Here is a 22,041-nt window from a genome sequence, read left to right as displayed (position 1 = left end):
CTTAGCTCGGTCGATAAACGCGCACATTGGCATGCCCCTCACTGAGCAAATGGTGGGCATGCAGGCGACTCATCACGCCTTTGTCGCAATACAGCAGGTACTGGCGAGTAGGGTCCAGTTCCTTGAAACGAGCGTTCAGTGCATAAAACGGCATCGTCTGTACCTCAATGCCAGCAAGGCCCAGCGGTTCGTCTTCAGCGGCATCCGGGTGACGGATGTCGATGACGATTTGCCCCGCCAGCGCTTCGCTGACCTCTTCGATTTGCAAATCCTGGCCCAATTCGTCGATCACGCGATCGATCGGCACCAGTTTGGCGTTCTCGAGCGCACGCTCAAGGACCGCCATGTCGAATTCTTTCTCTTCATGCTCCACGCGCGGTCGCTTGGCGTGGGTCTTGGGGTTCACCGAGATGACCCCGCAGTATTCCGGCATGTGCTTGGCGAAGTCGGCGGTACCGATTTCGTTGGCCAGGTCGATGATGTCCTGCTTGTGACTGGCGATCAGCGGGCGCAGCACCAGCTTCTCGGTCACGCAGTCGATCACGTTCAGGTTCGGCAGCGTCTGGCTCGACACCTGGGAAATCGCTTCACCGGTGACCAGCGCCTCGATCTCAAGCCGATCGGCAATACGGGAAGCAGCGCGCAACATCATACGCTTCAAAACTACGCCCATATGACTGTTATCGACTTTCCCGAGAATTTCTCCCAGGACTTCCTCGAACGGCACACTGACAAATAACACGCGTTGCGAGCTGCCGTACTTCTTCCAGATGAAGTGCGCGACTTCCATCACGCCCAGTTCATGGGCACGTCCGCCCAGGTTGAAGAAGCAGAAGTGCGCCATCAGGCCCCGGCGCATGATCTGGTAGGCGGCGACTGTCGAGTCAAAGCCGCCGGACATCAGCACCAGTGTCTGCTCCAGCGCACCCAGCGGGTAGCCGCCGATGCTGTTGTGCTGGTTGTGGATCACGAACAACCGTTTGTCGCGAATTTCGATGCGAACTTCGATTTCCGGCTCTTTCAGGGAAATTCCGGCGGCGCCGCACTGACGACGCAGTTGGCTGCCGACGTATTTCTCGACGTCCATCGAGCTGAATTCATGCTTGCCCGCACGTTTGCAGCGCACCGAAAAGATCTTCCCGGCCAGCGCATCACCGTAGTGCTGCCTGCACTTGGCGACGACGTCATCGAAGTCGACATACGGGTACTCGTCGACCTGCAGGAAATGCGCGATACCCGGCATGCAGCTCAGGCGCTCGGTCATCTCCTTCAAGGCTTTGGGCTCGGTGACACGGGTTTCCAGCTCGAGGTTGTCCCACACACCGTTCACCACCACAGCCGGGTCCAGATCGCGGAGCACGGCACGGATGTTTTTGGCCAACTGGCGGATGAAACGCATCCGTACCGGGCGGCTCTTGATGGTGATCTCGGGGAAGACTTTTACGATTAATTTCATGGAAACAGCGCGCGCAGGGCCTGCCGAAAAAGGGGGGCGCGGATTATAGCGGAAATTGCTCAAGGTTTAACCAGTTAATATGCAGAAGGTTTTGCGCGCACCAAAACAGGTCATTTATCGAATAAGACGCTACATTACAGGGCGAGATTTTCAGCTTTATGGCGCCCTGCACCGCAACAAGCGTGAAATTGGGGCAAAAAACCCATGGTGGGGCACTGGCATGCAATTTGCTCCCTTGTGAGGCAGGTTGCCATGGCAGAGTATTCGCGCCGGCATCACCCACATTCTAAGGGCATCCACTACCAAGCCCGAAGCCACCCGGAGGACACTATGTCGAAGTCGGTTCAACTCATCAAAGATCATGACGTCAAGTGGATTGATCTGCGCTTCACGGACACCAAAGGCACTCAGCACCACGTGACCATGCCGGCTCGCGACGCGCTGGATGACGCCTTCTTCGAAGAAGGCAAAATGTTCGACGGCTCCTCCATTGCTGGCTGGAAAGGCATCGAAGCCTCCGACATGATCCTGATGCCGGACGACAGCACTGCCGTCCTCGACCCGTTCACCGAAGACCCAACGCTGATCATCGTCTGCGACGTGATCGAGCCTTCGACCATGCAAGGCTACGACCGTGACCCACGTGCAATCGCCAAGCGTGCCGAGGAATACCTGAAGTCGACCGGTATCGGCGACACCGTATTCGTAGGCCCGGAGCCTGAGTTCTTCATCTTCGACTCGGTGAAATTCAAGTCCGATATCTCCGGCTCGATGTTCAAGATCTACTCCGAGCAAGGTTCGTGGATGTCCGACCAGGACATCGAAGGCGGTAACAAAGGTCACCGTCCAGGCATCAAGGGCGGCTACTTCCCGGTTCCGCCGTTCGACCACGACCACGAAATCCGTACCTCCATGTGCAACGCCATGGAAGAAATGGGCCTGGTCATCGAAGTTCACCACCACGAAGTGGCGACTGCCGGCCAGAACGAAATCGGTGTGAAGTTCAACACCCTGGTAGCCAAGGCTGACGAAGTTCAGACCCTGAAATACTGCGTACACAACGTTGCTGATGCATACGGCCGCACTGCGACCTTCATGCCCAAGCCTCTGTACGGCGACAACGGTTCGGGCATGCACGTCCACCTGTCCATCGCCAAAGACGGCAAGAACACCTTCGCTGGCGAAGGCTATGCCGGCCTGTCCGACACCGCCCTGTACTTCATCGGCGGCATCATCAAGCACGGTAAGGCGCTGAACGGCTTCACCAACCCGTCGACCAACTCCTACAAGCGTCTGGTCCCAGGCTTCGAAGCACCGGTCATGCTGGCCTACTCGGCCCGCAACCGTTCCGCCTCGATCCGTATTCCTTACGTATCCAGCCCTCGCGCTCGCCGTATCGAAGCGCGCTTCCCGGATCCGGCAGCCAACCCATACCTGGGCTTCGCTGCACTGTTGATGGCTGGCCTGGACGGCATCCAGAACAAGATCCACCCAGGCGACGCTGCTGACAAAAACCTGTACGACCTGCCGCCTGAAGAGGCGAAAGAGATCCCACAAGTTTGCGGCAGCCTGAAAGAAGCCCTGGAAGAGCTGGACAAGGGTCGCGCGTTCCTGACCAAAGGCGGCGTGTTCTCCGACGACTTCATCGACGCTTACATCGCTCTGAAAAGCGAAGAAGAAATCAAGGTCCGCACCTTCGTACACCCACTGGAATATGAGCTGTACTACAGCTGCTGATCCGGTAGCGCCTGCGCAAGCGGCGTGACAAAAAAGAGGCCTCCTTCGGGAGGCCTTTTTTATACCCACGATTTAACGGCTGACACATATCCCCCTGTGGGAGCGGGTTTGTGGTGTTTGGAAGCGTTCGGCAAATCATACCCAAATGTTAACGGCTTGGGCCAACCCTCACCCTTGACCTATGCTGCAACCCATCACTTTCGCTGGCGGTCGATTTTATGGGTCGTGGTTTTCTCCTTATCCTGCTGCTGATCGCCCTGCCCGCCGCCGCGCAGATCTACAAATACACGGACGCCGCCGGCAACACCGCCTACAGCAATCAACCTCCCGACGGGGTCAAGGCTCAAGCCGTGGAGCTGCCACCACTCAACAGCGTCGAGCGCCAGGCGCCAGTCGACCCGCCATCGCCCCCGGCGCCCCAGGCACAACCCGGCACCCTGTATGAAGCGCTGGAACTGACTGGCCTGCCCACCGAAGAAGCGCTGCGCGCCAACAACGGCACCTTCACCGTCAGCGTACTGATCAAGCCGCGCCTGCAAGCGCCTCATCAATTGAGGTTGCTGCTGGACGACCAGCCCTACGGCCAGCCGAGCAACGTGCCGATCCTGCAATTGGTCAACATCGATCGCGGCGAACATCGTCTGGCGGTGCAGGTGATCAATGGCGAGAACGTGATCCGCCAGAGCCCGACCGTGACGTTCACCGTGCAACGGGTGCACAAGCCTTGAAGGCCTGGTGGCTGATCCTGTGCCTGCTGGCCCTGCCCGCGACGGCTGAGGTCTTCACCTACGTCGATGCCCAGGGCAACCGTGTCTACACCGACCAGCCGGGCTCCGGCAGCGCCAAGCGCGTACCGATTGCGACGAGCAATCGCATGTCGGCCAACCCGACCGGCGCGACCCCGATGATCGCCGCGAAAAAAACTGAAGAAACGCCGCTGTTCCACTACGACATGCTCCGCGTACTGGTACCGGAACCGGACGCCACGATTCGCAACAGCGCCGGCGAGCTGATCGTCAGCGTCACCAGCGAGCCGGGCCTGCAAAAGGGCCATCGCTACCGCTTGCTACTGGACGGCCAGCCCACCGCAGAGCCTGGGCTGAGCCCGGTGTTCCCGTTGACCAACATCGACCGGGGCAGTCATAACCTGTCAGTGGAAATCATCGACGAGCTGGGCCGCACCGTCGAACGCACCGCCAATCAGCCCTTCCACATGCTACGCATCTCCCTCGCGCAGAAACGCCAGGTCAATCCCTGCACTTTGGCGGACTACGGCCAGCGCCCGGAATGCCCGCTCAAGGACAAACCCGAGGAAGAAAAAAATCCCTTCCTGAGGTTCTTCTAACCTCGTTCAGCTTTGCGCACTATATTGGTGCGAATAGTTGCACCCTACCCACCTCTCAAACCATTTTGGTTCGAAAATACCCGCGAAAGCTGGCAGAACGCCACGTGATCGAGCGTTAAACGCCCGTTTCAGGCGTTAAACGCTTCTTTTCGGAGCTTTGGTTTGGTTTTTTGCATTTTCCTCACATCTGCGCTGAGTCTTTGCCCGCGCCCTGCTCCAAAAGAGGTCCTGATGACCATTAGCGACGCACTGCATCGATTGCTTCTCGACAACCTGACCACTGCCACCATCCTGCTTGATGCCGAATTGCGCCTTGAGTACATGAACCCGGCGGCAGAGATGCTGCTGGCCATCAGCGGCCAGCGCAGCCACGGGCAGTTCATCAGCGAGCTGTTCACCGAATCCACCGAAGCGCTGAATTCCCTGCGCCAGGCGGTGGAGCAGGCGCACCCGTTCACCAAGCGCGAAGCCATGCTCACCGCCCTCACCGGCCAGACCCTGACGGTCGATTACGCGGTAACACCGATCCTGAGCAACGGTGACACGCTGCTGCTGCTGGAAGTCCATCCCCGTGACCGCCTGCTGCGGATCACCAAGGAAGAAGCGCAGTTGTCGAAACAGGAAACCAGCAAGATGCTGGTGCGCGGCCTGGCTCACGAGATCAAGAATCCGCTGGGCGGGATTCGCGGCGCGGCGCAGTTGCTGGCCCGCGAGCTGCCCGAAGAAAGCCTGCGCGACTATACCAACGTGATCATCGAAGAAGCCGACCGCCTGCGAAACCTGGTGGACCGCATGCTCGGCTCCAACAAGCTGCCATCGCTGGCCATGTGCAACGTCCACGAAGTGCTGGAACGCGTCTGTCATCTGGTGGAAGCCGAAAGCCAGGGCTGCATCACCTTGGTGCGTGACTACGACCCAAGCATTCCCGACGTGTTGATCGACCGCGAACAGATGATTCAGGCGGTGCTCAACATTGTGCGCAACGCAATGCAGGCCATCAGCAGCCAGAACGAACTGCGCCTTGGCCGCATCAGCCTGCGCACCCGCGCCATGCGCCAGTTCACCATCGGCCACGTGCGCCATCGCCTGGTGACCAAGATCGAGATCATCGACAACGGTCCGGGCATTCCTGCCGAACTTCAGGAAACCATTTTCTTTCCCATGGTCAGCGGTCGTCCCGACGGTACCGGGCTGGGCCTGGCCATTACCCAGAACATCATCAGTCAGCACCAGGGCTTGATCGAGTGTGACAGCCACCCAGGCCACACCACTTTCTCGATCTTCCTGCCACTGGAACAAGGAGCCACATCGACATGAGCCGTAGTGAAACCGTGTGGATCGTCGATGACGACCGTTCTATCCGTTGGGTCCTTGAAAAAGCCTTGCAGCAGGAAGGCATGACCACGCAAAGCTTCGACAGCGCCGACGGCGTGATGAGCCGCCTGGCGCGCCAGCAGCCGGATGTGATCATCTCCGACATCCGCATGCCCGGCGCCAGCGGCCTGGACCTTCTGGCGCGGATTCGCGAACAGCACCCACGGCTGCCGGTCATCATCATGACCGCTCACTCCGACCTGGACAGCGCTGTCGCCTCCTATCAGGGTGGCGCCTTCGAATACCTGCCCAAGCCGTTTGATGTCGATGAAGCGGTTTCCCTGGTCAAGCGCGCCAACCAGCACGCCCAGGAACAGCAAGGCCTGGAAGTGCCTGTTGCCCTGACCCGCACGCCAGAAATCATCGGCGAAGCGCCAGCGATGCAGGAAGTGTTTCGCGCCATCGGGCGCTTGAGCCACTCCAACATCACCGTGCTGATCAATGGCGAATCCGGCACCGGTAAAGAATTGGTGGCCCACGCCCTGCACCGCCACAGCCCTCGGGCCAGCTCGCCATTCATCGCGCTGAACATGGCGGCGATCCCCAAGGACCTGATGGAGTCCGAGCTGTTCGGCCATGAGAAAGGCGCATTCACCGGCGCGGCCAACCTGCGGCGCGGGCGCTTTGAACAAGCCGATGGCGGCACGCTGTTCCTCGACGAAATCGGCGACATGCCGGCAGACACCCAGACCCGGCTGCTGCGGGTCCTGGCCGATGGCGAGTTCTATCGCGTCGGCGGCCATGTGCCGGTGAAGGTTGACGTGCGCATCATTGCCGCGACGCACCAGAACCTGGAAACACTGGTCCACGCCGGGAAATTCCGCGAAGACCTGTTCCACCGTCTCAACGTGATTCGCATCCACATTCCACGGCTGTCAGACCGTCGCGAAGACATTCCGACCCTGGCCAAGCACTTCCTCAGCCGCGCCGCGCAAGAACTGGCGGTGGAGCCGAAGCTGCTGAAAAGCGAAACAGAGGAATACCTGAAAAACCTGCCGTGGGGCGGCAACGTGCGTCAGCTGGAGAACACCTGCCGCTGGATCACGGTGATGGCCTCCGGTCGCGAAGTGCACATCAGCGATCTGCCGCCAGAGCTGCTGAACCTGCCGCAGGATTCGGCGCCGGTGACCAACTGGGAACAGGCGCTGCGCCAATGGGCCGATCAGGCCCTGGCTCGCGGGCAGTCGAGCCTGCTGGACAGCGCCGTGCCGGCCTTCGAGCGGATCATGATCGAGACCGCCCTCAAACACACCGCTGGCCGCCGCCGCGATGCCGCGGTGTTGCTGGGTTGGGGGCGCAATACCCTGACCCGCAAGATCAAGGAATTGGGGATGAAGGTGGATGGTGGGGATGATGATGAGGGGGAAGAGGGCTAAGCCCTTCCGCGCGGGGACGATCAAATAAGCAGCCTTTGGTTCTTCACTGACCATTAGGCCAATCGCGAGCAAGCTCGCTCCCACAGGGTTCGATGGTGTTCATTCGATAATGAAAACACCGAAAATCCAATGTGGGAGCGAGCTTGCTCGCGATGCTTTTTGGCCCCCATGCACCGCCAGAAGGCACCATGAACCGCAATCGCGCACAAACATTGATCCAGAACCCTGCCTGCTTTCGCAATCGAATGATGATCGAAAAAACACGAAAGCCCCGTAATACGGGGCTTTCGACGTTTAAAGGCATTTTTCTGTACCAATTTGTTAAAACCTGGCACGCCCCCTGCAATAGTCCATTCAGTGATTCAGTTCACTACCCGGTTTCGGGGACCTTGGTACAGGCAGGCCGGGGATTCCCCTCTTTACATCGGGCTCACACCGCCACCGCGACGAGCCCACCCCGTTTTGGGGCCCTTGATACAGGCAGGTCAGGGGTTCCTTCTTTACACCGGGCTTGCGATGCAATGCGCAAGCCCTGCCGTTTTGGGAACCTTGGTACAGGCAGGCCGGGGATTCCCTCTTTTATTGCTCCCGGAGATGGATCGCCAGCCGCCAGCGGCCATCGACCTTGCTGCCGGCCCACTCGCCTTGCAGCGGCCGCGCCGCCACCAGCGACAGCAACAATCCCCCATCACTCAAACGCACCCGCCAGTTGACGCCTTTGTCGTTGAGCTTGAGTTGGCCTTTCTGCGCCTTGCCTTCGGCCTCGAACAGCAGTGCAACACTGCCATCGATAATTTCGCCGTGGGTCTTGGGTTCGTTGTTGAACCACACCACCAGGCCATCGCGGGTGACCTCGACCTGCTGCAGCACGCTGGGGTCTGGTGTGGTCAGGCGACCGATCATCAGTCCGACCATCAGCCCGACAATCGCCAAAGAACCCATCACCCGCGGGAATAGTTTCGAACGCGGATCCGCTTGCGGCGTAGAATGCGCGTCATCTTTACCTTCGGAGCCGTGCATGTTTCACGTCATCCTTTTCCAACCAGAAATTCCGCCGAATACCGGCAACGTTATCAGGCTGTGCGCCAACAGTGGCTGCCACCTGCATTTGATCGAGCCGCTGGGCTTCGAGATGGACGACAAGCGCCTGCGCCGGGCCGGCCTCGACTACCACGAGTACGCCACCCTGCAGCGCCACGCCGACCTCGCCAGCTGCCTGGAGAGCCTTGGCCATCCACGGCTGTTCGCCTTCACCACCAAGGGTTCTCGGCCGTTCCACGATGCCAGCTTCGCCGAGGGCGACGCCTTCCTGTTCGGCCCGGAAAGCCGTGGCCTGCCCGCCGAAGTGCTGGATGCGCTGCCCGGCGAACAACGCCTGCGCCTGCCCATGCGCGAAGGCTGCCGCAGCTTGAACCTGTCCAACACCGTGGCGGTGGCCGTGTACGAAGGCTGGCGTCAGCTGGGCTTTAAATAACACGCAAAAAAATGTGGGAGCGAGCTTGCTCGCGATGGCGGTGTGTCAGTCAACATTAATGTTGAAGCTGATGACCCCATCGCGAGCAAGCTCGCTCCCACATTGGACCGCTTATTGAACGGTCGGAGTCTCGCCCGCGCCCTGCATGCGTTGCAGTTCTTGTGCGTACAGCGCATCGAAGTTCACCGGAGCCAGCATCAGGGCCGGGAACGAACCACGGGTCACCAGGCTGTCCAGGGTCTCGCGAGCATACGGGAACAGGATGTTCGGGCAGAACGCGCCCAGCGTGTGGCTCATCGAAGCCTCGTCCAGGTTCTTGATCAGGAAGATCCCGGCCTGTTGCACTTCAGCGATGAACGCCACTTCGTCACCGTTTTTAACAGTCACGGACAACGTCAGCACGACTTCGTGGAAGTCGCCTTCCAGGGACTTTTGACGGGTGTTCAGATCCAGACCGACGCTCGGCTCCCACTGCTGGCGAAAGATTGCCGGGCTTTTTGGGGCTTCGAAGGACAAGTCACGTACGTAGATGCGCTGCAAGGAGAATTGCGGTGCGGTTTCTTCTTCGCTGGCTGCAGTGTTCTGTTGGTCAGTCATCTCAGATCCTTTCTGATCTTGGGGTCTTATAAAGAAAGCATTCAGGCCTTGAGCAGCGCGTCGAGCTTGCCGGCGCGCTCCAGGGCAAACAAATCATCACAACCGCCAACGTGAGTGCCGCCAATCCAGATCTGCGGCACGGACGTGCGTCCGGCCTTTTTGGACATCTCGGCGCGCACCTGTGGCTTGCCATCGACCTTGATCTCTTCGAAGGCCACGCCTTTGTTCTCGAGCAGGTACTTGGCTCGCGAGCAATAAGGGCAGTAATCGCTGGAATAGACGACGACGTTGTTCATCTCACTTCACCAATGGCAGGTTGTCGCCCTTCCAGCTGGCAATGCCACCGGAGAGCTTGGCGGCGGTGAAGCCGGATTTCATCAGTTCGCGGGCATGGGTGCCAGCGGTCTGGCCCATGGCGTCGACCAGAATGATGGTCTTGGCCTTGTGCTTTTCCAGCTCGCCGATGCGGGCGGTGAGTTTGTCCTGAGGAATATTCAGCGCGCCAACGATGTGGCCAGCGGCGAAATCCTTGCTCGGACGAATGTCGATCACCACGCCCGCGTCCTTGTTGACCAGCCCGGTCAGCTCGCCGGTGCTCAGGCTGCGACCGCCGCCTTTCATCTCATGGGCGATCAGCAGAGCCAGCAGAACAACGAAAATACCGGCCAGCAGATAGTGGGTGGTGGCAAATGCAATCAGGTGATCAAGCATTTAAGGTGGTTCCAGGGCGTTAAAAGTGGGCCAGTATACACAGCCCATATGGTGCACCAAACCCCGTCCGGCGGTGACGCGGATTGAACTTGGCTTTAAACTGCCACTCCCTTTTCCATTGCCCTCTTTTAACTCAGCCACGAGCGGAATCCATGACTACCACGCCTAAACCTTTGGTACTGATCATTCTCGATGGCTTCGGTCACAGTGAAAGCCACGAAGCCAACGCCGTGTACTCGGCGAAAAAGCCTGTGCTGGACCGCCTGACGGCCACTGTGCCCAACGGTCTGATCTCGGGCAGCGGCATGGACGTCGGCTTGCCGGACGGCCAGATGGGCAACTCCGAAGTCGGCCACATGAACCTCGGCGCCGGTCGCGTGGTGTATCAGGACTTCACCCGCGTGACCAAATCGATCCGCGATGGCGAGTTCTTCGAGAACCCGACCATCTGCGCCGCTGTCGATAAAGCCGTGGCTGCCGGCAAAGCCGTGCATTTCATGGGCCTGCTGTCCGATGGCGGCGTGCACAGCCACCAGGATCACTTGGTCGCCATGGCCGAACTGGCCTACAAGCGCGGCGCTGAAAAAATCTACCTGCACGCCTTCCTCGATGGCCGCGACACGCCGCCGAAAAGCGCGCAGTCTTCCATCGAACTGCTGGATGAAACCTTCAAGACCCTCGGCAAAGGCCGGATCGCCAGCCTCGTTGGCCGTTATTTCGCCATGGATCGCGACAACCGTTGGGACCGCGTGGCCCAGGCCTACAACCTGATTGTCGACGGCAACGGCCAATTCAACGCCGCCACCGCCCAGGAAGGCCTGGAAGCGGCCTACGCCCGTGGCGAGAGCGACGAATTCGTCAAAGCCACCAGCATCGGCGAGCCGGTGAAGGTCGAGGACGGCGACGCCGTGGTGTTCATGAACTTCCGCGCCGACCGCGCCCGTGAGCTGACCCGCGTGTTCGTCGAAGACGGGTTCAAGGAATTCGAACGCGCGCGCCAGCCAAAACTGGCCGGTTTCGTGATGCTGACCCAATACGCCGCCAGCATTCCTGCACCTTCGGCCTTCGCCGCCGGCAGCCTGGAAAACGTGCTGGGCGACTACCTGGCGAAAAACGGCAAGACCCAACTGCGCATCGCCGAAACCGAAAAATATGCCCACGTGACCTTCTTTTTCTCCGGCGGCCGTGAAGAACCGTTTCCGGGTGAAGAACGCATCCTTATTCCATCGCCGAAAGTCGCCACCTACGACTTGCAGCCGGAAATGAGTGCGCCGCAAGTCACTGACCGCATCGTCGACGCCATTGAAAACCAGCGTTATGACGTGATCGTGGTCAACTACGCCAACGGCGACATGGTCGGCCATAGCGGCGTGTTCGACGCGGCGGTCAAAGCCGTGGAATGCCTGGACCTGTGCGTGGGCCGTATTGTCGAGGCGCTGGAAAAGGTCGGCGGCGAAGCACTGATCACCGCTGACCACGGCAACGTCGAGAAAATGTCCGACGAAGTCACCCACCAGGCCCACACCGCCCACACCACCGAACCGGTGCCGTTCATTTATGTCGGCAAGCGCGACTTCAAGGTGCGCAAAGGCGGCGTGCTGGCTGATGTGGCGCCGACCATGCTGATGTTGATGGGGCTGGAAAAGCCGAAGGAGATGACCGGGACTTCGATTCTGGTGTAATCGGTCTTTCAAACACCGTTAAACCCTGTGGGAGCGTGCCTGCTCGCGATAGCAATCTGACAGCCAACAACTATGTTGAATGTCAGGCAGCCTTCGCGAGCAGGCTCGCTCCCACAGTGGTTTTTGGTGTTTTTCAGAGATTAAACCTGCCTTGAAACCTTCAGCTCCCACTCCAGTTATCACACAGCCCCAAATGGGCATTTTTTTTGCGGCGCTTGGCGGGCATACTAGGCCGTCCCTTTCCCTGGTGTCGCCCGCCTCTATGCTTCGCGTCCTGATCGCCCTTGCTCTGACTTGCCTGCTCCAACCGGCCTTCGCTGACGAGCGCGCGCAAACCCAACAACAGTTGGACGCCACGCGTCAGGACATTGCCGAGCTGAAGAAGCTGCTGGGCAAGCTCCAGGAAGAAAAATCCGGTGTGCAGAAAGACCTCAAGGGCACTGAGACCGAGATGGGCAAGCTCGAGAAGCAGGTTGATGCCCTGCAAAAAGAGCTGAAGAAAAGCGAATCCGAGCTGCAGCGTCTCGATGGTGAGAAAAAAAAACTCCAGAGCGCGCGCATTGAACAGCAACGACTGATCGCCATTCAGGCCCGTGCGGCCTATCAGAACGGCCGTCAGGAGTACCTCAAGTTGCTGCTCAACCAGCAGAACCCGGAAAAATTCGCCCGCACCCTCACCTATTACGACTACCTGAGCCAGGCCCGCCTGGAGCAGTTGAAGAATTTCAACGAAACACTGCGTCAATTGGCCAACGTCGAAAAAGACATCTCCATGCAGCAGGCCCAGCTACTGGTGCAGAAAAGCAGCCTCGACAGCCAGCGCGACGAACTCGACAAGGTCCGCAAGGAGCGCCAGCAAGTGCTGGCCAAGCTCAATAACGACGTGAAGGCCCGCGATCAGAAACTCGCCGCCCGCGAGCAAGATCAGGCAGACCTGTCTAAAGTCCTTAAAACCATCGAAGAAACCTTGGCCCGTCAGGCCCGAGAGGCAGAAGAAGCGCGCCAGAAAGCGCTGATCGCCCAGCAGGAAGCCGAAAAAAAGCGTTTACGTGAGGCTCAGGCTGAAAACACCGACGCCCCACGCAAACCCGCAAAATCAACGCCCGGCGCCCTGGTCTCAAGTTCAGGCGAGACGTTTGGCGGTGCATTTGCTTCGGCTCGGGGAAAACTTCCATGGCCGGTTGATGGTCGACTGCTTGCACGCTTCGGTGAAAGCCGTGGCGACGACGCCCGGACCAAGTGGGACGGCGTGATGATCAGCGCCGCCGCCGGCAGCCAGGTGCACGCCGTGCATGGCGGGCGTGTGGTGTTCGCCGACTGGTTGCGAGGCGCCGGGCTGCTGGTGATTCTCGACCATGGCAACGGTTTCTTGAGTCTTTATGGTCACAACCAGACGTTGCTCAAGTCGGCCGGTGACGTAGTAAAAGCCGGTGAGTCCATCTCCACTGTCGGTAGCAGTGGCGGGCAGGACACACCAGCGCTGTATTTCGCAATTCGTCAGCAGGGTCACCCGAGTGATCCAGCGCAATGGTGCCGTGCGCAAGGATAAGCACTGCACCTAATTCAGGAGTTCGTTCGACATGCTGCATTTGTCCCGCCTTACCTCGCTGGCCCTGACGATCGCCCTGGTGATCGGCGCGCCTCTGGCGTTTGCCGCTCAACCTGCCCCGGCGGCCGCGCCAGCCGTTGCACCTGCGGGCACCGCTGCGACCACCAAGGCGCCGCTGCCTCTGGAGGAGTTGCGCACCTTTGCCGAGGTCATGGACCGGATCAAGGCTGCCTATGTCGAACCGGTTGACGACAAGACCCTGCTGGAAAACGCCATCAAAGGCATGCTCAGCAACCTCGATCCACACTCCGCCTACCTTGGCCCTGAAGACTTCACCGAGCTGCAGGAAAGCACCAGCGGCGAATTCGGCGGCCTGGGCATCGAAGTCGGCGCCGAGGACGGCTTCATCAAGGTGGTTTCGCCAATCGATGACACACCGGCGTCCAAGGCTGGCATCCAGGCGGGCGACTTCATCGTCAAGATCAACGGCGCGCCAACCCGTGGCCAGACCATGACTGAAGCCGTGGACAAGATGCGCGGCAAGATCGGCCAGAAAATCACCCTGACCCTGGTGCGCGACGGCGGTACGCCGTTCGACGTGACCCTGGCCCGCGCCATCATCCAGGTGAAGAGCGTGAAGAGCCAGTTGCTGGAATCAGGCTACGGCTACATCCGCATCACGCAGTTCCAGGTCAAGACCGGCGAAGAAGTCTCCAAGGCCCTGGCCAAGCTGCGCAAGGACAACGGCAAGAAGCTCAACGGCATCGTTCTCGACCTGCGTAACAACCCCGGCGGCGTGCTGCAGGCAGCGGTGGAAGTGGTCGACCACTTCATCACCAAAGGCCTGATCGTCTACACCAAGGGCCGCATCGCCAACTCCGAGCTGCGTTTCTCTGCCACCGGCAAGGACGAAAGCGAAGCCGTGCCGATGGTCGTGCTGATCAACGGCGGCAGCGCCTCGGCCTCCGAGATTGTTGCCGGCGCCTTGCAGGACCACAAGCGCGCTGTGCTGATGGGCACCACCAGTTTCGGTAAAGGCTCGGTTCAGACCGTGCTGCCGCTGAACAACGACCGCGCCCTGAAGATCACCACTGCGCTGTACTTCACGCCGAACGGCCGCTCGATCCAGGCCCAGGGCATTGTGCCGGACATCGAAGTGCGCAAGGCCAAGATCACCAACGAGCAAGACAGCGACTACTTCAAGGAAGCTGATTTGCAGGGTCACCTGGGCAATGGCAACGGCGGCGCCGACAAACCGACCGGTTCCGGCAGCAAGGCCAAGGCCATGCCGCAAGACGACGACTACCAACTGGCCCAGGCCCTGAGCCTGCTCAAAGGGCTGAGCATCACCTCTGGCCGCTGAGATGCGCCTGCGATTGCTAATCGGCTTGCTGTGCTGTCTGGCGGGTGCTGCTCACGCGGATCCCGCCAAGACCACGCCGCACAAGGCCTACCTGACGCTGATCATCGATGACCTGGGGCAGAACCTGCCCCGGGATCGTCGCGTGCTGGCCCTGCCCGGCCCGGTAACCACGGCGATCATGCCCGACACTCCCCACGCCGCCGAGTTTGCACGCGAAGCCCATAAAGCCGGCAAGATCGTCATCCTGCACATGCCCATGGACCCGGCCACCGGCCCGTTCGCCTGGCACCCCGACCTGCCCATCGAAGAGCTCGAAAAACGCCTGGATGCGGCGTTCAAGGCCGTGCCCTATACCGCTGGCATCAACAACCACATGGGCAGCCGCATGACCGCCCAGCAACCGGCCATGGCCTGGCTGATGGCAGAATTGCAGCGCCGGCATAAATTCTTCGTTGATAGCCGCACCAGCGCGCAAACCGTTGCCGCGGCCGAGGCGCAGAAGATCGGGCTGGCGAGTCTTTCGCGGGATGTGTTTCTCGATGACGAGCGCACTGAGGCGGCGATCTTCACGCAGTTGCAGACGGCGATCAGCCTGGCACACAAGCAGGGTTCGGCGGTGATGATCGGGCATCCGTACCCACAGACGCTGGCGGTGCTGGAGCGTGAATTGCCCAAGCTCAAGGCTCAGGGCATCGACTGGATTGATATCAGGTTGATGATCAGCGTGCGCGGCAATCGGGCGACGGCCGGGCATGGCAAGGATGGCGTGTACCGCTAAACCGCCACACCGCTCCCACAGTGTTTTGTGTTTAACCAGGACGGTTCCTAGAGATACTTCGCCATGATGTCATCCACCACGCCTTCCTTGCGTAGCTGATCCAGCGCTGCTTGCAGCTTGGCCACCAACTCGTCCGGCACATCCTTGTTCAGTGCCAGATACAACTCGGCGCTGTTGAATCGCAGCACCGTCTTGAGCCCGGTCACGCCATCCTGACGAGCCAGATAACGCCCGGCCGGATCGCCAGTGGCCCACAGGTCGATCTGGCCATTGACCAGCTTCTTCGCATTGTCCTGATCGCGCAGCACCACTATCGGCTTCAACCCTTGCTTGGCCAGGGTCTCGGCAATTGCATCGCCCTTGTAGGCGCCGATCTTGTATTTGCGCGCCTGATCCAGCGTCTCCAGGGTAATCTTGCTGTCAGCCTTGGCCAGCATGATCCAGTCGTCAGGACCAATAGGGCCAACCCACTTGAAGAGCTTTTCGCGATCCGGCAACCGCGCCATCACAAACACGCCGTAACCGGGTTTTTCCAGGGCGAGTTTGTAGATACGCTCCCAGGGGAAACGCAAAGTCAGGCTGTAAGTGACGTTGGCGCGCTTGAACATCTCGCGGACGATGTCCACGGCGATGCCATTGATGTTCTCGTCCTGAGCGAAGTTCTTGCCGTTTTTCGCCATGTTGTACGGCGGGAAATTTTCCGTCAGCAACACCAGGTCGGTGTCGGGCTTTTCTTCGGCGCGGGCTGCATTGATAAGCAACACCGAGGCGCTGGCGAGGACAAGAAGAAGACGTTTGAGCATGTCGGGCTACCGGAATCCATGGCGTGCCCAAGAGTGCCTTGAGCCCGCCATACTGTCCACTGGACTGTACCGGATTGTTTAGCGCATCACGATTCCACGATGGGCCATGTAGGCCTTGGCTTCCTGCACGGTGTATTCGCCGAAGTGGAAAATACTCGCCGCCAGCACTGCACTGGCGTGGCCTTCGAGGATGCCATCAGTCAGATGTTGCAGGTTGCCGACGCCGCCCGAGGCGATCACCGGGATGCCCAACGCATCGCTGATGGCGCGGGTGACGCCCAGGTCAAAGCCGTTCTTCATGCCGTCCTGGTCCATGCTGGTCAGCAGGATTTCACCGGCGCCCAGACCTTCCATCTTCTTCGCCCACTCGACAGCGTCGAGGCCGGTCGGCTTGCGGCCGCCGTGGGTGAAGATTTCCCAACGCGGGGTTTCACCAGGGCCGGAGACCTTCTTGGCGTCGATGGCGACCACGATGCACTGCGACCCGAAATGCTGCGCCGCTTCGCCAACGAATTCAGGGTTGAACACGGCGGCGGTGTTGATCGAGACCTTGTCCGCACCGGCGTTCAACAGATTGCGAATGTCCTGCACGGTGCGCACGCCGCCGCCCACGGTCAGTGGAATGAACACCTGGCTGGCCATGCGCTCGACGGTATGCAACGTGGTGTCGCGACCGTCGACGCTAGCGGTGATATCGAGAAAGGTAATCTCGTCGGCGCCCTGCTCGTCATAGCGACGGGCAATTTCCACCGGGTCGCCGGCATCGCGAATGTTCTCGAACTTCACACCTTTGACGACCCGGCCGTTATCCACGTCCAGGCAAGGGATGATGCGTTTGGCCAGCGCCATGATCAGTCCTCAGCCTGTGTACGAATCGCAGAAAGCTTGCGCTTCAGCGACGTCGAGAGTGCCTTCGTAGATCGCCCGGCCGGTGATGGCGCCGATGATGCCTGGCGCCTTGGCGTCGAGCAGCGACTTGATGTCACCGAGGTTGTGAATACCGCCCGAAGCGATCACCGGAATGCGCGTGGCGGCGGCCAGAGCGGCGGTGTACGAAACGTTGCAGCCCTGCATCATGCCGTCTTTGGCGATGTCGGTATAAACGATCGCGGACACGCCATCGGCTTCGAACTGCCTGGCCAGGTCGATCACCTGAATGGTGCTGATTTCAGCCCAGCCATCGGTGGCGACAAAACCGTCCTTGGCATCCAGCCCCACAATCACTTTGCCCGGGAACGCGCGGCAGGCTTCGGCAACGAAGGCCGGGTCTTTCACGGCTTTGGTGCCGATGATCACGTAGCTCACGCCCGCTTTCACGTAGTGCTCGATGGTTTCCAGGGAACGGATGCCGCCACCGATCTGGATCGGCAGGTTCGGGTAACGCCTGGCAATCGCGGTCACCACTTCGCCGTTGACCGGCTGGCCTTCGAACGCGCCGTTCAGATCGACCAGATGCAGACGACGGCAACCGCCCTCCACCCACTTGGCAGCCATGCTCACCGGGTCATCGGAGAACACTGTGGAATCTTCCATGCGGCCCTGGCGCAGACGAACACAGGCACCGTCCTTGAGATCGATAGCGGGAATAATCAGCATCTGGCAAACCTTCAAATTCGATTGTTCAGCTTCGCTCGAAAATCAGTTTTTCTCGAGCGCCCACAGGTCGCTTTCGATGCTTTCGAACCTTTCTTTAAGGTGCGTCTGCACATCGAAAATCGCCCTGTTGTAATAGTGCGGCGCAATTTCGCGGGTAAACAGCTCAAGAATTTCCGCCGCTTCGAACGAACCCAGGTCCAATTCAAAACGATCTTCCATGAACCGTTTGATCTTGTGATTGGCCTCGTTCTCCTGCTCGGGAGTGAGGGTCAGGATCGGCGGCTTGGATTTCTTGGCGGCCATTTACCAGCGACCATCCCACGCGGCGAAGTTCTGCAGCAATTGCAGGCCATGGGTATGGCTCTTCTCCGGGTGAAACTGCACGGCGAAACGCGAGCCATCGGCCAGCGCCGCGGCGAAATCGACACCGTAGTGACCGCCACCCACCACCTGCCGCGCATTGGCGGCGGCGATGTAGTAGCTGTGCACGAAGTAGAACCGCGCCAGGTCCGGAATGTTGTGCCACAGCGGGTGACTTACCGTCTGCTTCACTTCGTTCCAGCCCATGTGCGGGACTTTCAGGTGTTCGCCGTCTTCGTGCAGGTCTTTGCCGAAGAATTTCACCGCGCCCGGGAACAGGCCGATGCAGTCCACGCCATCGTTCTCTTCGCTGCTGTCGAGCAGGGCTTGCATGCCGACGCAGATGCCGAGGAACGGACGGTCCTGGCTGACTTCACGCACCAGCGAGTCGAAGCCCAGGCGACGGATTTCCGCCATGCAGTCGCGAATCGCGCCGACGCCGGGGAAAACCACCCGGTCGGCTTCGCGAATCACCTCGGCATCGCTGGTGATCAGCACCTTGCCAGCACCGACGTGCTCGAGGGCCTTGGCCACCGAGTGCAGGTTGCCCATGCCGTAATCGATAACCGCGACCGTCTGCATTACAGAACGCCCTTGGTCGATGGCATTTGCCCGGCCATGCGCTCATCCAGCTCTACCGCCATGCGCAGGGCACGGCCGAAAGCCTTGAACACGGTCTCGATCTGGTGGTGGGTGTTGGTGCCACGCAGGTTGTCGATGTGCAGGCTGACGTTGGCATGGTTGACGAAGCCCTGGAAAAATTCCTGGAACAGGTCAACGTCGAAACCGCCGACGGTGGCGCGGGTATAAGGAACATGCATTTGCAGGCCTGGACGACCGGAAAAGTCGATCACCACGCGCGACAGCGCTTCATCGAGCGGCACGTAGGCGTGGCCGTAGCGACGGATGCCTTTCTTGTCGCCAATGGCTTTGCTGAAGGCTTGTCCCAGGGTGATACCGACGTCTTCCACGGTGTGGTGGTCGTCGATATGCAGGTCGCCCTTGCTGACAATATCCAGGTCGATCAACCCATGACGGGCGATCTGGTCCAGCATGTGCTCAAGAAAAGGAACACCGATATCAAATCGGGCCTTTCCGGTGCCATCGAGGTTGATCGAGGCTTTGATCTGGGTTTCCAGAGTGTCGCGCTCGACAGACGCCTTACGTTCGGCCATCACCAGCTCCGCAAAATCATTGGGCGAAAAAGGCAACCATTATAGGGTCGCGGGCCGGAAACAGAAACACGAGAGGTGATATCCCTGACGGAGTGAAACCGGTGCTATCGGGGATAGACATGTCAGTACAAGCTATTTGCTGGACACACAAACAAATGTCGGAGCGAACCTCTGTGGCGAGAGAGCTTGCTCGCGCTGGGTCGCGTAGCGACCCCAAAAGCTCTGCGACTGCTTCGCCGCCGAGCGGGAGCAAGCTCCCTCGCCACAGAAGCTCGCTCCCACATGGGTGATGCGCTTACTTAGTGAAACAGTACCGCCGTCTTCTGCAAGGTCACCCAGACACCCCACGCCAACGGAATACCCACCACCAGCCACGCCGCAATCGCCAGCGGCTTGCTGCCCGGCGCCGCTTTCCACTCCAGCACGGTGCTGCTGTCAGCGCCCTTGTCGTGGCCCAGCGCCTGTTCGGCGGCCAGTTGGGCGTCGGTCATGAAGTACTTGTCGGCCACCGGGCGAACCATCAGGTTGCACAGGAAGCCCAGTACCAGCAGGCCTGCGAGGATGTACAGCGTGATGTCGTAAGCGGCAGCGCGCTCGACGCCGATGCTCAGCTGATATTCACGCAGGTAGTTCACCAACACCGGACCCAGCACGCCAGCCGCCGCCCACGCCGTCAGCAGACGACCGTGGATCGCGCCGACCATTTGCGTACCGAACAGGTCGGCCAGGTAAGCCGGAACCGTGGCAAAACCACCGCCATACATCGACAGAATGATGCAGAACGCCGCCACGAACAGCGCAACGTTGCCCAAGTGGCCGAGGTTCGGGATCAATGCGTACAGGGCAAAACCCAGGGCGAAAAACACGAAATAGGTGTTTTTGCGGCCCAGATAATCCGAGAACGAAGCCCAGAAAAACCGGCCACCGATGTTGAACAGGCTCAGCAAACCGGTGAAACCGGCAGCGATTGCCGCGATCGAGGCCAGTTGCCCGGCGTCCAGCTGACCAAATGGCAGGTCAACACCGATCAATTTACCGCCAAACACCTCCTGCAACAGCGGCGAAGCCATGCCGAGGATGCCGATACCGGCGGACACGTTCAGGCACAGCACCAGCCACACCAGTCGGAATTGCGGAGTTTTCCACGCCACATTCACGTGGACGTGACGATGCGTGATCATCGCGTTCGCGGCTTTCTTCGCCGGAGCTGTCCAGCCTTCAGGCTTCCAGCCGGTAGGCGGAACGCGGTACGACAGTGCGCCGCCGATCATGAACACGAAGTAGATCGCGGCCATCACCAGGAAGCTCTGCCACACGCCGACGCTGGTTGGTGAAGCGAAGTGGCCCATCAGCGCCGCCGCCAGCGGAGCACCGACCATCGCGCCACCACCGAAGCCCATGATCGCCATGCCGGTGGCCATGCCGCGCTTGTCCGGGAACCACTTGATCAGGGTCGAGACCGGCGAGATGTAACCCAGGCCCAGGCCGATGCCGCCAACGACCCCGGAGCCGATCCACATCAACCAGATCTGGTGGGTATAAATCCCCAACGCCGAAATCAGCAGACCACCGCACCAGCACAATGCCGACACAACGCCAGCCTTGCGCGGCCCGGCGTGTTCCAGCCAGCCGCCCCAGATCGCTGCAGAGCAGCCCAGGAAGATGAAGAACAGGGTGTAGATCCAGCCGAGCATCGAGATCGGCCAGTCACACTGGGACGAAAAGACTTGTGCAATGAAACTCATGTCCGGTGCGCAGGCCACCGCGGCGGTTACGCCCAGGGCCTTTGACAAAGGCAACCAGAACACCGAGAAGCCGTAAGCCATGCCGATGCAAAGGTGGATGGCCAGAGCGGCCGGTGGGACCAGCCAACGGTTGAAACCGGGCTTGGCGATGATGCGCTCCTTGGAGAGGAACGCGGGCTGGTCGGCTTTGAGGCCGTCCGCCGTAATGCTCGTGCTCATTCTGTATCCCCCAATTATTAGTATGGTTCGCCGTCCACTCCCCACCCTCAGCCTTTATGCACGCGGGCATGGCTGTTTTTTGGATGAAGCTCCATTGGGCGCGACGCAAAGTCGCAGAAGGACGTACGAACCGGCAGAGGTTACCATTTGCACGTGACAGAAAAACCAAACTGATATCACCTTTTCGCAAGTCATCTGATCTCTTCACCTACAGATGCTACAGAAATCTCCTACGCGAGAGATGTCCGTACAGACTCACAGGAAACCCTATGCCGATCATTGTCGAGCCGCTGAACGAAGCCACTTACCAGGATCAGCAAGACCTGCAAAAAATCTATCGCGATGCCCCGCACTGGCTGCTTGCACCGTTCAACGGGGAGCTGGCGCTGATCGAAGGCTGCCTGAAGGATGGCTCGCTGATCGCCGGCCGCTTCAATGATCGGCTGCTGGGCGCGGCGCGCCTGACACGCCAGCAGGACCTCTGGCATCTGTCGCAAATTTGCGTACGAAAAATCACCCGCCGCCGTGGCGTGGCCGAGCGCTTGGTGAACGAAGCGCAAAAAATGGCGTCGCAAGCGGGCGCGACGTTACATTTGCTGGCACCTGCCGGGCACCTGGAAGCTCAGGCGCTGGCGGCCAAACTGAACGTGCCGCTGGACGTGCAACCGACATGAACTGACCGATCGTCAGTTTCGGGGCGC

General features: G+C 59.9%; 23 protein-coding genes. 11 read left to right on the top strand and 12 right to left on the bottom strand.

Translation table 11 applies throughout. The annotated features are described in order from the left end of the window. Nucleotide 1: 1 nt before the first annotated feature. Nucleotides 2-1,456, bottom strand: coding sequence for a tRNA uracil 4-sulfurtransferase ThiI (gene thiI, locus POF45_RS17845; RefSeq protein WP_259498431.1), 1,455 nt, complete (start codon nt 1,454-1,456; stop codon nt 2-4). Between the two features lie 330 nt (nt 1,457-1,786). On the opposite strand from thiI, the gene glnA reads away from it, so the two are divergent. From glnA to ntrC, 5 genes are all read left to right on the top strand, one after another. Then, a complete protein-coding gene (gene glnA / locus POF45_RS17840; RefSeq protein ID WP_259498429.1) occupies nt 1,787-3,193 on the top strand; it encodes a glutamate--ammonia ligase in 1,407 nt (468 codons plus the stop codon). Nucleotides 3,194-3,411: 218 nt separating this feature from the next. Then, complete coding sequence (locus POF45_RS17835; RefSeq protein WP_259498427.1) at nt 3,412-3,921, top strand: DUF4124 domain-containing protein; 510 nt, start codon at nt 3,412-3,414, stop codon at nt 3,919-3,921. Beyond that, on the top strand, nt 3,918-4,538 hold the full coding sequence (locus POF45_RS17830; RefSeq protein ID WP_282316274.1) for a DUF4124 domain-containing protein: 621 nt from the start codon (nt 3,918-3,920) through the stop codon (nt 4,536-4,538). Before POF45_RS17835 ends, POF45_RS17830 begins: the two co-directional genes overlap by 4 nt. Before the next feature lie 231 nt (nt 4,539-4,769). Next, entirely contained in the window at nt 4,770-5,855 is a 1,086-nt protein-coding gene (glnL, locus tag POF45_RS17825; protein WP_150756808.1) for a nitrogen regulation protein NR(II), read from the top strand. Then, complete coding sequence (gene ntrC / locus POF45_RS17820) at nt 5,852-7,288, top strand: nitrogen regulation protein NR(I) (protein ID WP_259498421.1); 1,437 nt, start codon at nt 5,852-5,854, stop codon at nt 7,286-7,288. Before glnL ends, ntrC begins: the two co-directional genes overlap by 4 nt. Nucleotides 7,289-7,867: 579 nt before the next feature. Here ntrC and POF45_RS17815 read toward each other — a convergent pair. Continuing rightward, complete coding sequence (locus POF45_RS17815; RefSeq protein ID WP_282316272.1) at nt 7,868-8,308, bottom strand: hypothetical protein; 441 nt, start codon at nt 8,306-8,308, stop codon at nt 7,868-7,870. On the opposite strand from POF45_RS17815, the gene POF45_RS17810 reads away from it, so the two are divergent. Then, nucleotides 8,307-8,762, top strand: a complete 456-nt coding sequence (locus tag POF45_RS17810; protein WP_007949025.1) for a tRNA (cytidine(34)-2'-O)-methyltransferase — start codon at nt 8,307-8,309, stop codon at nt 8,760-8,762. The two genes, POF45_RS17815 and POF45_RS17810, sit on opposite strands and share 2 nt — an antisense overlap. A gap of 111 nt (nt 8,763-8,873) precedes the next feature. On the opposite strand, the gene secB is transcribed toward POF45_RS17810, so the two are convergent. Genes secB through POF45_RS17795 form a run of 3 tightly spaced genes read right to left on the bottom strand, consistent with a single transcriptional unit; the run spans nt 8,874 to nt 10,070 of the window. Continuing rightward, nucleotides 8,874-9,359: a protein-export chaperone SecB gene (gene secB / locus POF45_RS17805; protein ID WP_259498414.1), complete on the bottom strand. Its 486-nt coding sequence runs from the start codon at nt 9,357-9,359 to the stop codon at nt 8,874-8,876. 41 nt (nt 9,360-9,400) lie between these two features. Next, nucleotides 9,401-9,655 (bottom strand): glutaredoxin 3, encoded by a 255-nt coding sequence (gene grxC / locus POF45_RS17800; RefSeq protein WP_259498412.1) that lies wholly within the window; start codon nt 9,653-9,655, stop codon nt 9,401-9,403. 1 nt (nt 9,656) lies between these two features. Next, nucleotides 9,657-10,070, bottom strand: coding sequence for a rhodanese-like domain-containing protein (locus tag POF45_RS17795; protein ID WP_259498410.1), 414 nt, complete (start codon nt 10,068-10,070; stop codon nt 9,657-9,659). A gap of 152 nt (nt 10,071-10,222) precedes the next feature. On the opposite strand from POF45_RS17795, the gene gpmI reads away from it, so the two are divergent. The 4 genes from gpmI (at nt 10,223) to POF45_RS17775 (ending at nt 15,442) form a co-directional block, all read left to right on the top strand. After that, nucleotides 10,223-11,752 (top strand): 2,3-bisphosphoglycerate-independent phosphoglycerate mutase, encoded by a 1,530-nt coding sequence (gene gpmI, locus POF45_RS17790; RefSeq protein ID WP_259498408.1) that lies wholly within the window; start codon nt 10,223-10,225, stop codon nt 11,750-11,752. A gap of 262 nt (nt 11,753-12,014) precedes the next feature. Continuing rightward, complete coding sequence (locus POF45_RS17785) at nt 12,015-13,301, top strand: murein hydrolase activator EnvC family protein (RefSeq protein WP_259498407.1); 1,287 nt, start codon at nt 12,015-12,017, stop codon at nt 13,299-13,301. A gap of 31 nt (nt 13,302-13,332) precedes the next feature. Continuing rightward, the gene (locus POF45_RS17780; RefSeq protein WP_259498405.1) at nt 13,333-14,664 is read left to right on the top strand and encodes a S41 family peptidase; all 1,332 of its coding nucleotides are present in this window, start codon (nt 13,333-13,335) and stop codon (nt 14,662-14,664) included. 1 nt (nt 14,665) lies between these two features. Continuing rightward, nucleotides 14,666-15,442 carry a divergent polysaccharide deacetylase family protein gene (locus POF45_RS17775; protein ID WP_259498403.1) on the top strand — a complete coding sequence of 259 codons (777 nt, stop codon included), beginning with the start codon at nt 14,666-14,668 and terminating at the stop codon, nt 15,440-15,442. 47 nt (nt 15,443-15,489) lie between these two features. Here the strand turns inward: POF45_RS17775 and POF45_RS17770 are convergent, their stop codons facing one another. The 7 genes from POF45_RS17770 to POF45_RS17740 all read right to left on the bottom strand — a co-directional run bounded on the left by POF45_RS17770 (nt 15,490) and on the right by POF45_RS17740 (nt 21,340). Beyond that, nucleotides 15,490-16,245 (bottom strand): substrate-binding periplasmic protein, encoded by a 756-nt coding sequence (locus tag POF45_RS17770; protein WP_259498401.1) that lies wholly within the window; start codon nt 16,243-16,245, stop codon nt 15,490-15,492. A gap of 78 nt (nt 16,246-16,323) precedes the next feature. Further along, nucleotides 16,324-17,094 (bottom strand): imidazole glycerol phosphate synthase subunit HisF, encoded by a 771-nt coding sequence (hisF, locus tag POF45_RS17765; RefSeq protein ID WP_259498399.1) that lies wholly within the window; start codon nt 17,092-17,094, stop codon nt 16,324-16,326. A 9-nt stretch (nt 17,095-17,103) separates the two neighbouring features. Continuing rightward, nucleotides 17,104-17,841 carry a 1-(5-phosphoribosyl)-5-[(5-phosphoribosylamino)methylideneamino]imidazole-4-carboxamide isomerase gene (gene hisA, locus POF45_RS17760; RefSeq protein ID WP_259498397.1) on the bottom strand — a complete coding sequence of 246 codons (738 nt, stop codon included), beginning with the start codon at nt 17,839-17,841 and terminating at the stop codon, nt 17,104-17,106. Nucleotides 17,842-17,883: 42 nt separating this feature from the next. Continuing rightward, complete coding sequence (locus POF45_RS17755; protein WP_042557196.1) at nt 17,884-18,144, bottom strand: DUF2164 domain-containing protein; 261 nt, start codon at nt 18,142-18,144, stop codon at nt 17,884-17,886. Then, nucleotides 18,145-18,783 carry an imidazole glycerol phosphate synthase subunit HisH gene (hisH, locus tag POF45_RS17750; RefSeq protein ID WP_259498392.1) on the bottom strand — a complete coding sequence of 213 codons (639 nt, stop codon included), beginning with the start codon at nt 18,781-18,783 and terminating at the stop codon, nt 18,145-18,147. It lies immediately after the preceding gene. Next, nucleotides 18,783-19,376, bottom strand: a complete 594-nt coding sequence (gene hisB / locus POF45_RS17745; RefSeq protein ID WP_133101248.1) for an imidazoleglycerol-phosphate dehydratase HisB — start codon at nt 19,374-19,376, stop codon at nt 18,783-18,785. The genes hisH and hisB overlap by 1 nt, the downstream gene beginning before the upstream one ends. Before the next feature lie 299 nt (nt 19,377-19,675). Then, nucleotides 19,676-21,340, bottom strand: coding sequence for an OFA family MFS transporter (locus POF45_RS17740; protein ID WP_259498388.1), 1,665 nt, complete (start codon nt 21,338-21,340; stop codon nt 19,676-19,678). Nucleotides 21,341-21,609: 269 nt separating this feature from the next. Here POF45_RS17740 and POF45_RS17735 point away from each other — a divergent pair, with 269 nt between their 5' ends. Continuing rightward, a complete protein-coding gene (locus tag POF45_RS17735; RefSeq protein ID WP_259498386.1) occupies nt 21,610-22,014 on the top strand; it encodes a PanM family protein in 405 nt (134 codons plus the stop codon). Nucleotides 22,015-22,041: the final 27 nt, after the last annotated feature.

It is taken from the genome of Pseudomonas fungipugnans, from assembly GCF_029955235.1.
GTDB lineage: Bacteria > Pseudomonadota > Gammaproteobacteria > Pseudomonadales > Pseudomonadaceae > Aquipseudomonas > Aquipseudomonas fungipugnans.
Note: the sequence above shows the minus strand (reverse complement) of the source record. Positions and strands in the feature narration are given on the sequence as shown.

Bases quoted from the DNA above. Each gene is read 5' to 3' on its own strand.
- POF45_RS17810 (WP_007949025.1), top strand. From the start codon at position 8,307: ATGTTTCACGTCATCCTTTTCCAACCAGAAATTCCGCCGAATACCGGC.
- hisB (WP_133101248.1), bottom strand. From the start codon at position 19,376: ATGGCCGAACGTAAGGCGTCTGTCGAGCGCGACACTCTGGAAACCCAG.
- POF45_RS17740 (WP_259498388.1), bottom strand. From the start codon at position 21,340: ATGAGCACGAGCATTACGGCGGACGGCCTCAAAGCCGACCAGCCCGCG.
- POF45_RS17755 (WP_042557196.1), bottom strand. From the start codon at position 18,144: ATGGCCGCCAAGAAATCCAAGCCGCCGATCCTGACCCTCACTCCCGAG.
- ntrC (WP_259498421.1), top strand. From the start codon at position 5,852: ATGAGCCGTAGTGAAACCGTGTGGATCGTCGATGACGACCGTTCTATC.
- grxC (WP_259498412.1), bottom strand. From the start codon at position 9,655: ATGAACAACGTCGTCGTCTATTCCAGCGATTACTGCCCTTATTGCTCG.
- secB (WP_259498414.1), bottom strand. From the start codon at position 9,359: ATGACTGACCAACAGAACACTGCAGCCAGCGAAGAAGAAACCGCACCG.
- glnL (WP_150756808.1), top strand. From the start codon at position 4,770: ATGACCATTAGCGACGCACTGCATCGATTGCTTCTCGACAACCTGACC.
- gpmI (WP_259498408.1), top strand. From the start codon at position 10,223: ATGACTACCACGCCTAAACCTTTGGTACTGATCATTCTCGATGGCTTC.
- POF45_RS17835 (WP_259498427.1), top strand. From the start codon at position 3,412: ATGGGTCGTGGTTTTCTCCTTATCCTGCTGCTGATCGCCCTGCCCGCC.
- POF45_RS17775 (WP_259498403.1), top strand. From the start codon at position 14,666: ATGCGCCTGCGATTGCTAATCGGCTTGCTGTGCTGTCTGGCGGGTGCT.
- POF45_RS17780 (WP_259498405.1), top strand. From the start codon at position 13,333: ATGCTGCATTTGTCCCGCCTTACCTCGCTGGCCCTGACGATCGCCCTG.
- thiI (WP_259498431.1), bottom strand. From the start codon at position 1,456: ATGAAATTAATCGTAAAAGTCTTCCCCGAGATCACCATCAAGAGCCGC.
- hisF (WP_259498399.1), bottom strand. From the start codon at position 17,094: ATGGCGCTGGCCAAACGCATCATCCCTTGCCTGGACGTGGATAACGGC.
- glnA (WP_259498429.1), top strand. From the start codon at position 1,787: ATGTCGAAGTCGGTTCAACTCATCAAAGATCATGACGTCAAGTGGATT.
- hisA (WP_259498397.1), bottom strand. From the start codon at position 17,841: ATGCTGATTATTCCCGCTATCGATCTCAAGGACGGTGCCTGTGTTCGT.
- POF45_RS17785 (WP_259498407.1), top strand. From the start codon at position 12,015: ATGCTTCGCGTCCTGATCGCCCTTGCTCTGACTTGCCTGCTCCAACCG.
- POF45_RS17770 (WP_259498401.1), bottom strand. From the start codon at position 16,245: ATGCTCAAACGTCTTCTTCTTGTCCTCGCCAGCGCCTCGGTGTTGCTT.
- hisH (WP_259498392.1), bottom strand. From the start codon at position 18,783: ATGCAGACGGTCGCGGTTATCGATTACGGCATGGGCAACCTGCACTCG.
- POF45_RS17815 (WP_282316272.1), bottom strand. From the start codon at position 8,308: ATGCACGGCTCCGAAGGTAAAGATGACGCGCATTCTACGCCGCAAGCG.
- POF45_RS17735 (WP_259498386.1), top strand. From the start codon at position 21,610: ATGCCGATCATTGTCGAGCCGCTGAACGAAGCCACTTACCAGGATCAG.
- POF45_RS17795 (WP_259498410.1), bottom strand. From the start codon at position 10,070: ATGCTTGATCACCTGATTGCATTTGCCACCACCCACTATCTGCTGGCC.